Origin of the sequence: Streptomyces sp. CC228A, assembly GCF_021390935.1 — a bacterium.
In the GTDB taxonomy this organism is placed as follows: domain Bacteria; phylum Actinomycetota; class Actinomycetes; order Streptomycetales; family Streptomycetaceae; genus Streptomyces.
Genome location: NZ_JAJPUI010000004.1, coordinates 453,644 through 466,749 on the forward strand (window position 1 = coordinate 453,644; position 13,106 = coordinate 466,749).

Below are 13,106 nucleotides of genomic sequence, written 5' to 3' on the forward strand. Positions count from 1 at the left end.
CGCCGGCCACGGCCGCGGACCCGCCGCAGGACGGGCCCCTAAGGGCCGGCAGCAGGCGGGAACCAGCGGCCGGCGCGTGCCTGCCGACCGGCGGCGGGAGGCCCCGGCAAGCGGGCGCCGTCCCTCACCCCCGGGCCCCGTCCCCGGCCCCCGGCCCCGGGCTCGGCCTCGCCGAGGGCGCGGCGGCGGGGACGGGGCTGTCCGCCGTGCGGGGCGCGGCGCCGGCCGGCGCGGCGGAGGGGGCGGCCGACAGTTCGGGGGCCGGTTCGGCGCGGGGCGTCGGGTCGGCGGCGACCGAGGGGGCGGCCGCGGCGGTGTCGGGCACCGGGGACGGGGAGGCCCCATCGGCGAACGCGGGCGCGGCGCCCGCCAGCAGGGCGGTGCAGCCGAGTGCCGTGAGGCTGAGGACGGTACGGCGCATGGTGGTTGCTCTCCTTCGTCGGCGGCCTGTGACGGACCGGGTGGGAGGTCGAGCGGAGAGACGACGCGGCGGCAGGGCGGATTGCAAAGAGATGGCAAAGCCATCGGCTGACCTTTCCGGCCGCAGGAACCCCGCCGCCGGCCCGCCCGAGGAGGGCGCCGGGGGCCGTGTGGGCCGGCACGCCGGCTGCCTGCCCGGTCCCGGGCGCGCGCGACCGGACGGCGGAAGCCGCCGCGCGGCGCAGGGTGTGGCCGCGCGTGCCCCGTCCTGAGGCGCCCTCCCCGTGCACCCGGCAGGAGCCGTGCGGCGGGGGGGCCGGGGGGCGACGGCGCTGCGGTGGCGGCGGACTGCCGGCAGGTCGGCGGAGGAGTCGGAGATCACCTCGGCCCGCTCCCCCGCTAACGTGGGGGGTATGAGTCACCCGCACCCCGGACTGAAGCCCGCGGCACCGCTGCCCCGAGGAGGGCTCAGGGTCGTCGCCCTGGGCGGCCTTGGCGAGATCGGCCGCAACATGACCGTGTTCGAGCACGCCGGCAAGCTGCTCGTCGTCGACTGCGGGGTGCTGTTCCCCGAGGAGACGCAGCCGGGCGTGGATGTGATCCTGCCGGACTTCACCTCCATCCGGGACCGGCTGGACGACATCGTGGCCGTGGTGCTGACCCACGGGCACGAGGACCACATCGGCGGGGTGCCGTACCTGCTGCGGGAGCGGCGGGACATTCCGGTCGTCGGGTCGAAGCTGACCCTGGCCTTCCTGGAGGCCAAGCTGAAGGAGCACCGCATCCAGCCGCGGTCGGTGCGGGTGAAGGAAGGCGACCGGCGGAAGTTCGGGCCGTTCGAGTGCGAGTTCGTGGCGGTCAACCACTCGATCCCGGACGGGCTCGCGGTGGCGATCCGCACGGCGGCCGGCCTCGTACTGCACACCGGCGACTTCAAGATGGACCAGTTCCCGCTCGACGACCGGATCACCGATCTGCGGGCCTTCGCCCGGCTGGGTGAGGAGGGCGTCGACCTGTTCCTCACGGATTCCACCAATGCGGAGGTCCCCGGCTTCACGACGTCCGAGCGGGAGCTGAACCCGGCCATCGAGCAGGTGATGCGGACCTCGCCGCGGCGCGTCATCGTCTCCAGCTTCGCCAGCCACGTGCACCGCATCCAGCAGGTCCTGGACGCCGCCCACCAGCACGGCCGCAAGGTCGCGTTCGTGGGCCGCTCGATGGTCCGCAACATGGGCATCGCCCGCGAGCTGGGCTATCTCAACGTCCCGCCCGGCCTCGTGGTGGACGTGAAGGAGCTGGAGAAGCTCCCCGACCACCGGATCGCCCTGGTGTGCACCGGCTCGCAGGGAGAGCCGATGGCCGCGCTGTCCCGGATGGCGAACCGCGACCACATGATCCGCATCGGTGAGGGCGATACCGTCCTGCTCGCCAGTTCCCTCATCCCGGGCAACGAGAGCGCCATCTACCGGGTGATCAACGGGCTGACCCGGTGGGGTGCCAACGTCGTCCACAAGGGCAACGCCAAGGTGCACGTGTCCGGTCACGCCAGCGCCGGCGAGCTCGTCTACTGCTACAACATCGTCAAGCCGCGCAACGTCATGCCGGTGCACGGCGAGTGGAAGCACCTGCGGGCCAACGCCGACCTCGCCATCCGGACCGGCGTCGACCCCGACCGGGTCGTCATCGCCGAGGACGGCGTCGTCGTCGACCTGGTCGACGGCCGCGCCTCGATCACCGGCAAGGTGCCGGCCGGGTACGTCTACGTGGACGGCATGACGGTGGGCGGCGCCACCGAGGCGTCCCTGAAGGACCGGCGCACCCTCTCCGAGGAGGGCGTCGTCACGGTCGTGGCGATCGTCGACGCCGACAGCGGCGCCCTCGCCGAGCCGCCGGACTTCCTGGCCCGGGGTTTCGTCCACGACGAGGCGACCTTCGAGTCGGCGGTCCCCGTCATCGAGAAGACCCTGGCGCAGGCGGCGGAGGAAGGCATCGGGGACGCGCACCAGCAGGAGCAGCTCATCGCGAGGGCCGTCGCGAACTGGGCGTTCCGCACCTACCGCCGCAAGCCCCTGATCATCCCCGTCATCATCGACGCCTGACGGCCCGCGCCGGCCGCGCCGGCGGCCCCCTCCCCCACCTCCACCCCGGCGGCCCGGGTGCGTGCGCGCACCCGCCCGTCCGGCGACCCGGCAGAGGCGAAACCCGGATGAGCGTACGTTTCGAGGAGATCGACTGGCGTCCGACGCCGCTGGGCGACATCAGCCTGCGGCGCCGCCGGGACCCGGCGTCGGGGTCGGACGTCTACGAGGTGAAGCTCGGCGACGAGTTCCTCATGTCCAGCCTCTTCACGGCCGGCGAGACCGAGCTCGCCCGCCTCGGCCTGGCCGGCCTGCCCGGCACCGGGCCGAGTACCACCGGTGTGCCCGGTGCCGGGCACACCGGCACCGGGCTGGACGTCGCGGTGGGCGGGCTCGGCCTCGGATACACCGCCCGCGCGGCCCTGGACGACCCCCGGGTCCGCTCGCTGATCGTCGTGGAGGCACTCGGCGAGGTGGTCGACTGGCACCGGCGCGGACTGGTCCCGCTGGGTGCGGGCCTGGCCGCCGACCCGCGCTGCCGGTTCGTGCAGGGCGACTTCTTCGCGATGGCGGCGGACCCCGGCGGCTTCGACCCGCGGACGCCGGGCCGCCGCTTCCACGCCGTCCTGCTCGACGTCGACCACTCCCCGCGCCACGTGCTGCACCCCCGGCACGCCGCGCTGTACGAGCCCGCAGGGCTCCGCGCCCTCACCGAGCACCTCCACCCCGGCGGGGTCTTCGCCCTGTGGTCGAACGACCCGCCGGACGACGCGTTCACCACCGCACTCGCGGGCGTCTTCGAGGAGGCGACGGCCACGGTCGTCGACTTCCCCAACCCCCTCCAGGGCGGCACGTCGGCGAACACCGTCTACGTCGCCCGCACACCCTCCGGCACGGGCGGGGCGCAGGAGCACCAGGGCAGGGCCTGACCGCCGGTGCGAAGGATCGCGGCGCACCCGGCCTGGCGGGCCACAAGGAACAATCCACACGACACGCACGAGCACTCGGCCGTTCGCCGGGCCTGCGGTCCTCGCGCCGCCCTCTCGGCACACCTCACCGCGCTCCGCGTCCCCCGGTCCTGCCGAGCCCCATCGCGCTCGCCCGCCGACGCGGTCACGGCGGGTGGGTCCCCGAGCTGTCCCCGAAACGATCAAGGGGCCGTTTCAGATTGCTCTGAAACGGCCCCTGACCTGCGACTTCGCAAAGTCGGGACGACAGGATTTGAACCTGCGACCCCTTGACCCCCAGTCAAGTGCGCTACCAAGCTGCGCCACGTCCCGTTGCCCGTCTGACCTGGGGTTTCCCCCGGCCCGGCGTGCACGAGAACAATACCGCACTCGGGGTGGTGATCACGAACCGCTTACCGGGCGGGCCGGGTCCCGTGTCAGACCGCCGGTGGTGTGCCGTCCTCGTACCGGTGGATCTTGTCCACCAGCTCCGCGGCCATGGCCTTGATCGTGTCCAGCCCCGCCCGCCCCCAGGGGCGCGGCCGGGTGTCGGCCACGCAGACCGTGCCGAGCACCGTGCCCGTGCGGTCGATGAGCGGCGCACCGAGGTACGAGCGGATGCCGATCTCGTCGACGACGGGGTTCCCGGCGAACCGCGGGTAGTCGCAGACATCCTCCAGGACCAGCGCCTTGCGGCGGACCACGACGTGCGGGCAGTAGCCGTGGTCGCGGGCCAGGAAGCGGGGCAGGCCGCCCTCCGCGCCCGCGGAGCGGCCTCCGGGGTACGTGCCGGTGAACGTGCCGGTCGGGGTGTGCAGGCCCGCGAAGAACTGCCGGTGCTCGTCGATGAAGTTGACCATCCCGTAGGGCGCCTGGGTGACCTGGGTCAGTCGCTGCGCGAACGCGTCGAACTCCGGGTCGGGGCGCTCCCCGAGGCCGAGCCGGCGCAGCCGCTGCGCGCGGCGGGGCGCCTCCTCGTCGACGGGGGTGAGGCGCAGGTGCCCTGCGGGGCGGTACGTCATCGCGGTGCTCCGTGGCTGGGTGCCGGGGCGGGGGCGGGGTGCGCGGCGAGCAGGTACCGGACCAGGGTGACCAGGGTCCGGATCCCCGAGCCGGGGCTTCTGGCGTCGCACAGCACGACGGGTACCTCCTGGGCCAGGCCCAGGGCGGCGCGCACCTCCTCGGGGTCGTAGTGGTGGGAGCCGTCGAACTCGTTCACGGCGACGGCGAACCGGATGCCGCGCCCCTCGAAGAAGTCGACGGCGGAGAAGGAGTCCTGGAGGCGCCGCGTGTCGGCGAGGACCACCGCGCCAAGCGCCCCTTCGGAGAGCTCGTCCCAAAGGAACCAGAAGCGCTCCTGCCCGGGCGTGCCGAACAGGTACAGCACATGCCGCCGGTCGAGGGTGATCCTGCCGAAGTCCATGGCGACGGTGGTGGTCGTCTTGGTCTCGACGCCGTCCAGGCGGTCGGTGCCGGCGCCGGCCTGCGTGAGCAGTTCCTCGGTGCTGAGCGGCGGGATCTCGCTCACCGCGCCGACGAACGTCGTCTTCCCCGCGCCGAAGCCGCCCGCGACGAGGATCTTGACGGCGGTGGGGAAGGCGTCGCCGCCGCCGTCGGCCCGGCGGTCAGAGCCGTCGTCGTAGCCCATCGAGCACTGCCTCCAGTAGGGAACGGTCGGTGGGGTGGTCGTGGTGGCGGGGCGAGCGGGCCGTCAGGGCGCCGCAGTCCACGAGGTCCGACAGGAGGACCTTGGTGATGACGGCGGGCAGCCTCAGGTGGGCGGCGATCTCCGCCACGGAGGTCGGGCCGCCGCACAGCCCGAGGGCGGCCGTGTGCTCGGGCCCGAGGGGCGAGGCCGGCAGCCGCCCGGTCGCCCTCACGAGGGAGAGCAGGTCCAGCGCGGTCGACGGCCGGGTGCGGCCGGCGCTCACCGTGTACGGGCGGACGAGGCGGCCGGCCGCGTCGTCGAGCCACGGTCCCTCCTGCCGGGGCGGCACGTTCAGCGCCCCGCGGCGCCCGGCGCGGCGGCGGCCCGCCGCGGCGGGGTGGCGAAGTAGGGCCGGACGCTCTTGACCAGCATGGTCATCTCGTAGCCGAGGACGGCGGTGTCCGTCTCCCGGCCCGCGATGACGGCGAGGCAGGAGCCGGAGCCGGCGGCGGCGACGAACAGCAGGGCCGCGTCGAGCTCCACGACGACCTGCCGCACGTCGCCGCCGTCGCCGAAGCGGCTGCCCGCGCTGCGGCCGAGCGAGTGCAGCCCGGAGGCGAGGGCCGCCAGGTGGTCGGCGCTGTCGGTGTCGAGTCCGTGCACCGACTTGACGAGGCCGTCGGAGGAGAGCAGGACCGCGCTGCGGGCGTGCGGGACGCGCCGTACCAGTCCGTCCAGCAGCCAGTCGAGGTCGGGGGCGTTGCCGGTCTGCACATCGGTCGTCATGGTGCGTCACTCCTCGGGTCGTGCGTCGTGTCGCCATGGTGTGGGGCGGGTCTCGGGTGCGGCGCCGGGGCCGGCGGGCGGGTCGGGGGCGGGCATGGCCTCGGCGAGGGCGATGCCGCGCTGGAAGGCCGCCATGAGCCCGGGGTCGTGCAGGGTGTCGTCGTCGTGCGCCGGGTCGCCGTGCCGGGCGGGCCGTACGGGGCCGCCGCGCAGCTGGGGCGCCAGGTGCTCCTGCGCCCGGCGCTTGGGGAGCCGGGGCCGGTCCTCGGTTTCGCCGCCGCCCCTCCGGGCGTGGCGGGGCTGCGACGGGCGGCCCGCCCGCCGTCCGGACCCGGCTGGTCCGGGGCGCCGGCGCGGCCGTCCGCGGAGGGAGGCGACGCGGCGCCCGCCCCGGGGTCGGCAGCGTACGGCGACCCGGCGGCCGCCCCGTGGTGCGCGGAGGACCGTGATGCGGTGCCCGTTGCGTGGTCCGCGGGGTACAGGCCGGGCTGACCGGTCGTACGGTCAGGCGGGTACGGCTCCAGGGCCCCGGTCCACTGATCCGCCGGGTACGGCTCGGTGCGTCCGCTCCGGGGGCTCGCGGAGGGGTACGACTCCAGCGCCCCGGTCGCCTGCTCCGCGGAAGACGGCTCGGGCTGCGCGGTCCGCCGATCCGCCGGGTACGGCTCCAGCGCCCCGGTCCACTGGTACGGGGAGGGGGGCTGCGGGGCGGGTGGGAGGTCCTCGGGGAGTTCCGGCCGGCCGGTGGGGGCCTCGGGTACGGGGAGCGGCGGTGTCCGGAGGTCGGGGGCGGTCGCGGGGTGCGGGATGCCCGGTGGGGGCGCGGCGGTGGGCGCCGGGCCGGGTGCGGCGGGCCGGGACGGCGGGGCCGGGGCCGCGTGGCGGGGCCCGGACGGCCGTACGTCGGTGCCGGCCGGCGGGGCGTGCCGCAGGACGGGCTCCGGCACGGGGACCAGGGGCGGCCCGGGGGCCCGGCGGGGGCGGGCGCGCCATAGGCGGCAGCGTCGGGGCCGCCGTACCCGGCGGGCTCCTGGTCCGGCGTCCCGTAGCCGGCCGATTCCGGGTGCGCTGCCCCGTACGGGACCGGTGCCGGGCCCGGCGTTCCGTGAGCGGCGGGCTCCCGGTCCGACGGGCCGGATGCGGCCGGTCGCGGGTGCGGCGTGCCGTGACCGGCCTGGTCCGACGGGTGGTGGGCGGCCGGCGCCGGGTACGGCGGACCGTACGCGGACGGTTCCGGGGAACCGGGCGCGGAGTCGGCGGCGGGCTGCGGGAGTCCGGTGGACGGGAGATGGTCGGGGTCGGCGCCGAGGAGGCCCTGCGGGATGACGGCGACGGCCTGGACTCCGCCGTAGATGTTCGACTGGAGCCGTACGGCGATGCCGTGCCTGCGGGCGAGGGCGGCGACCACGTACAGGCCGATGCGGCCGTCCTGGAGCAGGTGGGCGACGTTGACCTGGTCGGGGTCGGAGAGCAGGGCGTTCATCTTCGCCTGCTCCGGCTGCGGCATGCCGAGGCCCCGGTCCTCGACCTCGACGGCGAGGCCGGAGGTGACGTACTGGGCGCGCAGCAGCACGGACGTGTGGGGGGCGGAGAAGAGGGTGGCGTTCTCGACGAGTTCGGCGAGGAGGTGGATCACGTCGGCGACGGCGTGGCCGCGCAGCGTGCCCTCGACGGGCGGGACGAGCTTGACGCGGGGGTACTGCTCCACCTCCGCGATGGAGGAGCGGAGCACCTCGGTCAGGGTGACCGGGTGCGACCACTGGCGGCGGGGCACGGCGCCGCCGAGGACCGCCAGGTTCTCCGCGTGGCGGCGGGTGCGGGTGGCCAGGTGGTCGACGTGGAAGAGGCCCTTGAGCAGGTCGGGGTCCTCCACCTGGTTCTCCAGCTCGTCGAGGAGCTGGATCTGGCGGTGCACGAGGGACTGGAGTCGGCGTGCGAGGTTGGCGAAGACCTCGGCCTTCTGCTCGTTGCCGACGCTGCTGGAGAGCCGGGACGCCTGGACGGCGGCGGCGACGGCGGCGTCGTGGGAGCGGCCGAGCTCGTGGGCCAGCAGGTCGAAGGCGTCGCCGCCGGGGGCGGGCGGCGGGGTGCGCCGTACGGCGGGGCGTTCGCCGCGGCGCAGCTGCTCGACGGTGGTGTGCAGGTCCTGCTGTCCGCGGGCGGCGGCGCGGCGCAGGGCGTGGCAGCGGTCCAGGACGGTGCGGGAGGCGCGGTCGGCGCCGAGCGCCGCGGCGACGACGGCGCTCATGACGATGGCGGCGGAGCAGGCCAGGGCGATCCACAGCGGGGTCGTCGGCCGGGTGTCCGCTGAGCGGAGGGTGAAGAGCACCGCGGCCGCACCGCCGAGTGTCGCCACGACGGTCGGCAGGACGGCGGCCCGCAGCAGCTGCGGCCGTATGCGGGCCTCCGGGGGCGCGGTCGGGGTGTGCTGCGTGCAGGGATCCGGCAGGGGGCCGGCGTCCGGCCGGCCCTGCCGTCCGCCGCCGTCACGGCCGTCGGGTCGCGCGGTGGGTGCGCGGAGTTGAGACATCGGCGTCCTTGGTACGTGGATCCCGGGATCAGGCGGTTGTCGGCGTTCCGCGGGTCGGCCTCGGGGAGGGGTGGCACACCGCTCACCCGATGAACGCACCGTTGATCGCCGACCACACACCGTAGTCGCCCGGGTGGCGTGGGGAGCGTTGTTGCCCGACTTGGCCGCACAGGGTCCCGCTCCGGTGTGAGGAGTCGCACGGGAGGACGAAACCCGGTGCACGGCATGCGGACGCCCCGCGCCCCCGCCGGCACCGGTAGGCCACGGCGCGCCCCGGCGGAGGGGCCGGTCGGCGGGCGGCGGTGTCCCCCGCGGGCCGGGTGCGGGTACGCCGCCGGACCGAGCACGGCCGGGACGCCGGCATGGCGAGTACGGCCCCCGCCGAACGGCGGGCGGCGGCCCCGGGGCACGACGGGTGCGGGCAGACACCGCCAGGCGCAGGTACACGGCGGCGGCCCCGGGGCACGACGGACGCGGGCGGACACCGCCAGGCGCAGACGCACGGCGGCGGCCCCGGGGCGCCGATGTGCGAGGCCGACATCCCGGGCGTGCCGCTACGGGGGCAGACACCCCCTGGCGCCGCGCACGGGCGGCCCCAGACGTCGGCGTGCGGGGCAGGGTCCCCGGAACGCCGATGTACGGGCCGGCCATGCCAGGGCCGCCGGCGTGCCGCCGCGTACGCGCCCGAGGCCGCCCGCGGGCGGCCGGGCGCCTCAGGAGGCCGGCGTGCTCTGGGGAGCCGCGGTGGGCGTCGGATGCGGCGGGTCGCCCGCGGTGGAGCCGTCCGGTGGGGCGGCGCCGTGGTCCGGCCAGCCGGCGGACGGCGGGCGGGCGGCGGCGCGCCACCACAGGTCGTCAGGAAGGGCGGCGGAGCCGGGCTCGAAGGGCTCGCCGGGGCGGGGCAGCGCGATCCGCGACCCTGCCTCGGCGGCAGCCGCGACCGTGCCCTCCCCGGGGTCGGCCCACGGGTGCGGCGCCAGGTTGAAGGTGCCCCAGTGGATGGGCAGCATGACCCCTTCCCCGGCCCGGCCGCGTTGGAGGTCGGCGTGGGCGCGGATGCCCTCGGCCGGGGTCATGTGGGCATCGGGCCACGCCTCCGCGTAGGCGCCGATCTGGATCATCGTGGCGTCGAAGGGCCCGTAGGCGGCGCCGATGTCCCCGAAGCCGGAGAAGTACCCGGTGTCGCCGCTGTGGTAGATCCGGTGCCGGGGGCCCGCCACCACCCAGGACGCCCACAGGACCTGCTGCGTGTTGCGCAGTCCGCGCCCGCAGAAGTGGCGGGCGGGGGTCGCCGTGAGCGCGAGGTCGGCGATCCGGGCGGTCTCGCCCCAGTCGAGCTCCCTCAGCCGGGACGGGGCGACGCCCCAGCGCTCCAGGTGGGCGCCCACGCCCAGCGGTACCGCGAACAGGGTGCCGGTGCCCGCCAGCGCCCGGACCGTGGGCAGGTCGAGGTGGTCGTAGTGGTCGTGCGAGATGACCACGGCGTCCACGGGCCCCAGGGACGCGAGGGGCAGCGGCACCTCGTGCAGCCGGCGGGGCCCGACGAAGGAGAACGGCGAGCAGCGCTCGCCCCACACCGGGTCGAAGAGGACGCGGCGGCCGTCGATCTCGGCGAGGACGCTGGAGTGCCCCATCCAGGTGAGCCGCAGCCCCGAGGCGGGCGGCCGGGCGAGGTCCGCCGCGGTGTCCCGGTGCACCGGGACGGGCAGCACCGGGGCGCGCCGCAGCCGCTCCTCCTTGCGGAGGTAGACCTTCGCCAGGTCCAGGGCGGAGCCGGAAGGTCTGTGCCGTTCGCCGCCCGGGTTGCGGAACGCCCCGTCCACGAAGTTCGGGGAGCGGCGGATGCGCTCCAGCCGGGCGCCGGCGGGGTCCGCGCCGAAGGCGGCCGGACGCAGGGAACGCAACCGGGCACGCACCGCACCGAGAGGGTCGACGCCGGTCACAGCACCTCCAGGTGTCTCGGGTCATTCCATTATGGGCGGGGCCATGAACGGGGCCACCGACGGGCCGCTGTCACATCCGCGGCGGCTGTCCGGTCCAAGGGGGTGAGGCGCCGTCCCGGGGCGGCGCCCCACCGACCGATGTCCGATCCCACCGGTCCGGTTCGACCGGTCCGCTCCAGGAGGTGGCCGCCATGGCCCGTGTGTCCCTCACTCCCCCGCGTACCCTCGTCGTCCGCTGCGTCGAGTGGTACGCCCGGCGTACGTACGGGAGGGTCCTCGACCCGGTGGCCGCGCTGGGCCACCACCCGCGTGCGCTGCTCTCCTACCTGCGGTTCGAGCTGGGTGTGGCGCGCTGGAAGGGCCTGGACCCCGATCTGAAGGCGCTGGCCGTGATGGCCTCGTCCGCGGTGGTCGGGTGCAGCTGGTGCATGGACTTCGGGTACTGGGAGAACGTCCGGCGCGGCATGGACGCCCGCAAGATCCGGGATGTGCCGGTGCGGCGGGACAGCGACGTGTACACGCCGCTGGAGCGGGACGTGCTGGAGTACGCCGAGGCGATGACCGCGACGCCGCCCGACGTCACCGACGAGCTGTCCGGGCGGCTGCGGACGGCGCTGGGCGAGCGCGGCTTCGTCGAGCTCACTCTGATGGTTGCGGTGGAGAACCTGCGGTCGCGGACGAACTCGGCGCTGGGGCTGACCAGTCAGGGCTTCAAGGACCAGTGCGAGGTGGCCCGCGGGTGACGTCGCGGTGATCCTCCGCGGACGCCTCCGGTGAGGCAGCCGGAGTGCCTCCCGGGGTGTGCGCCGGGCCTGTCACGGGGGTGCGGGCCCGGCGCTGCGCGTCCGGGATACTGGCACGCGCGCCACGGCGCGTGGCGCGCGTACGACCGGAACGGCGGGGTGGCGGTGGCGAGGACGCGGCTGGGGGCGGCCGAACGGCGGGAGGAGCTGCTGCGGGCGACCGTCGCGCAGATCGAGGCGCGGGGGCGGCGGCGGTGCGGATCGCGGATGTGGCGGGCGAGCTGGGCGTGAGCGCCCCGCTGGTGCTGTACCACTTCTCGACCAAGGAGAAGCTGGTGGCGGCGGCGTTCTCGTACGCCGCCGAGGGGGACCTGGCCGAACTGCGCCGGATCCTGGGCCGGCCGGGGCCCGCGGCGCACCGGCTGCGCGCGGCCGTCCGCTGGTACGCGCCGAGCGGGCGGGCGAAGGGCTGGCGGCTGTGGATCGACGGCTGGGCCGCGGCGCTGCGGGAGCCGGCGCTGCGGAGGCTGGCCGCCGGGCTGGACCGGCAGTGGAAGGCGGCGCTGGCGCAGGTGTTCGCCGAGGGCGCGGCGGCGGCGAGTTCCGCTGCCCCGATCCCGAGGCGGCGGCCTGCCGGCTGACCGCGCTGCTCGACGGACTGGCCGTGCAGGTGGTGGTGTACGGGGGTTCGCTGTCCCGTGCGGCGCTGCTGCGCTGGGCTGACGAGGCGCTCGCCCGGGAGTTGGGCGTGCCCGTCGGCGGTGCGGCGGCGCTCGCGGGGGCGGACGCCGCGGCGCGCCCTGACCGGTCCGGCGGCGGCGGTGCGCAGGCGCCCGGGCAGCCGGACGGGGGTGCGGCTCGGAGCGACCCGGCGGGGCGCCCCGTCGGCCGTCAACGCGGGAGCGGGCGACCGCGCCTCCGTCCGAGACCTGACCCGGCCTCCGGGGCTGCGCGGGGCGGCTCCCTGCGAGCACGGCGGCCGAGGCGGCGCCAGTGGCGGGCGGCGGCCCGGCGTCACCTGGCCGCCCGCCCGTCCTGGCGCGCCCACCGGTGGTCCGCACCGGCGGGGCCGGGCTGAGCGCCGCCGCCTGCGGCCGCTCGACGGACAACGCGTGCGGCGGCCCGTGCCGGTGCACGGGCTACAGCGGCATCAGATCCGGGCGCTTGGCCGTCACGTGGTCGCCGGACGACTCGCCCCGCAGGCGGCGGCCGATCCACGGGACGAGGTACTCGCGGGCCCAGTGGATGTCGTCGCGACGCACGTCGAGGGTGCCGCGGGGCGGCAGCGGCGGCCAGGGCTGCTCGGGGTCGGCGGGCACGTCGATGCCGAGGACCTGGGCGGCGCGCAGGGCGACGCGGGTGTGGCCCTCGGGTGACAGGTGCAGCCGGTCCTCGTCCCAGGCGCGCCGGTCCTGGACGCTGCGCAGCGACCACAGGTCGAGTACGGGGCAGCCGTAGCGGTCGGCGACGGCCCGTACGTGCCCGTTGTACGTGGCGATCTTGCCCCGCAGGTGCTTGAGCAGGGTCACGCCCCGGGTGTCGAAGCCGGTGGTGACGACGAGGGTGCCGACGGCGGGCCGGAGGTCGGCGACGGCACGCTCGAAGCGGTCCGCCACGTCGTCCGGGTCGCTGCCGGGGCGGATGATGTCGTTGCCGCCGGCGCAGAAGGTGACCAGGTCGGGTGCCAGCTCCTTGGCCCTCGGGACCTGCTCCTCCACGATCTGGTCGAGCAGCCTGCCGCGTACGGCGAGGTTGGCGTAGCGGAACTCCTGGTCTTCGGGGATCCGGTCGGCGAGCAGGACCGCGAGGCGGTCGGCCCAGCCGACGAACCTCCCGTCCGGGCCGGGGTCGCCCACGCCCTCGGTGAAGCTGTCCCCGATCGCCGTGTACGACCCGATCACGTCGTTCTCCCCCATCGTCGAATCGTCTGCCACGGGAGCACATCATTCACCGCGCTATGTGACCTACGCGACCGTAAGGAGGGGTTGACGCGGCGTGATCTTTACCACCG

The 13,106-nt window shown here is 75.8% G+C and carries 11 protein-coding genes, 1 tRNA gene and 2 pseudogenes; 4 read left to right on the forward strand and 10 right to left on the reverse strand.

All coding sequences use genetic code 11. The features are described from left to right. Positions 1 to 124: 124 nt before the first annotated feature. On the reverse strand, positions 125 to 421 hold the full coding sequence (locus L6E17_RS31485; RefSeq protein WP_236241252.1) for a Tat pathway signal sequence domain protein: 297 nt from the start codon (positions 419 to 421) through the stop codon (positions 125 to 127). Between the two features lie 412 nt (positions 422 to 833). Here L6E17_RS31485 and L6E17_RS14905 point away from each other — a divergent pair, with 412 nt between their 5' ends. Both L6E17_RS14905 and L6E17_RS14910 read left to right on the forward strand, forming a co-directional pair. Next, a complete protein-coding gene (locus L6E17_RS14905; RefSeq protein ID WP_236241253.1) occupies positions 834 to 2,519 on the forward strand; it encodes a ribonuclease J in 1,686 nt (561 codons plus the stop codon). Positions 2,520 to 2,626: 107 nt separating this feature from the next. Continuing rightward, positions 2,627 to 3,427, forward strand: coding sequence for a spermidine synthase (locus L6E17_RS14910; RefSeq protein WP_236241254.1), 801 nt, complete (start codon positions 2,627 to 2,629; stop codon positions 3,425 to 3,427). A gap of 277 nt (positions 3,428 to 3,704) precedes the next feature. Here the strand turns inward: L6E17_RS14910 and L6E17_RS14915 are convergent. The 8 genes and pseudogenes from L6E17_RS14915 to L6E17_RS14950 form a co-directional block, all read right to left on the reverse strand. Then, positions 3,705 to 3,778 (reverse strand) — tRNA-Pro (locus tag L6E17_RS14915). Positions 3,779 to 3,882: 104 nt separating this feature from the next. Then, on the reverse strand, positions 3,883 to 4,467 hold the full coding sequence (locus tag L6E17_RS14920) for a GAF domain-containing protein (RefSeq protein ID WP_236241255.1): 585 nt from the start codon (positions 4,465 to 4,467) through the stop codon (positions 3,883 to 3,885). Next, a complete protein-coding gene (locus tag L6E17_RS14925; RefSeq protein ID WP_236241256.1) occupies positions 4,464 to 5,093 on the reverse strand; it encodes an ATP/GTP-binding protein in 630 nt (209 codons plus the stop codon). The genes L6E17_RS14920 and L6E17_RS14925 overlap by 4 nt, the downstream gene beginning before the upstream one ends. Further along, positions 5,071 to 5,442 carry a DUF742 domain-containing protein gene (locus tag L6E17_RS14930; RefSeq protein WP_236241353.1) on the reverse strand — a complete coding sequence of 124 codons (372 nt, stop codon included), beginning with the start codon at positions 5,440 to 5,442 and terminating at the stop codon, positions 5,071 to 5,073. Before L6E17_RS14930 ends, L6E17_RS14925 begins: the two co-directional genes overlap by 23 nt. A gap of 2 nt (positions 5,443 to 5,444) precedes the next feature. Then, entirely contained in the window at positions 5,445 to 5,879 is a 435-nt protein-coding gene (locus L6E17_RS14935) for a roadblock/LC7 domain-containing protein (protein WP_236241257.1), read from the reverse strand. A gap of 6 nt (positions 5,880 to 5,885) precedes the next feature. Next, entirely contained in the window at positions 5,886 to 6,014 is a 129-nt protein-coding gene (locus L6E17_RS30540; protein ID WP_268985171.1) for a hypothetical protein, read from the reverse strand. Positions 6,015 to 7,257: 1,243 nt separating this feature from the next. Next, positions 7,258 to 9,060 (reverse strand): annotated as a pseudogene (locus L6E17_RS31490) (hypothetical protein); the annotation flags it as partial. 62 nt (positions 9,061 to 9,122) lie between these two features. Then, positions 9,123 to 10,352, reverse strand: a complete 1,230-nt coding sequence (locus L6E17_RS14950; RefSeq protein ID WP_236241258.1) for an MBL fold metallo-hydrolase — start codon at positions 10,350 to 10,352, stop codon at positions 9,123 to 9,125. A gap of 191 nt (positions 10,353 to 10,543) precedes the next feature. On the opposite strand from L6E17_RS14950, the gene L6E17_RS14955 reads away from it, so the two are divergent. Together L6E17_RS14955 and L6E17_RS14960 are read left to right on the forward strand one after the other, a co-directional pair. After that, positions 10,544 to 11,095, forward strand: a complete 552-nt coding sequence (locus L6E17_RS14955) for a carboxymuconolactone decarboxylase family protein (RefSeq protein ID WP_236241259.1) — start codon at positions 10,544 to 10,546, stop codon at positions 11,093 to 11,095. 165 nt (positions 11,096 to 11,260) lie between these two features. Further along, positions 11,261 to 11,846: pseudogene (locus tag L6E17_RS14960) on the forward strand (TetR/AcrR family transcriptional regulator); the annotation flags it as partial. A gap of 388 nt (positions 11,847 to 12,234) precedes the next feature. Here the strand turns inward: L6E17_RS14960 and L6E17_RS14965 are convergent. Next, positions 12,235 to 13,011, reverse strand: coding sequence for an SGNH/GDSL hydrolase family protein (locus L6E17_RS14965; RefSeq protein ID WP_236241354.1), 777 nt, complete (start codon positions 13,009 to 13,011; stop codon positions 12,235 to 12,237). Positions 13,012 to 13,106: the final 95 nt, after the last annotated feature.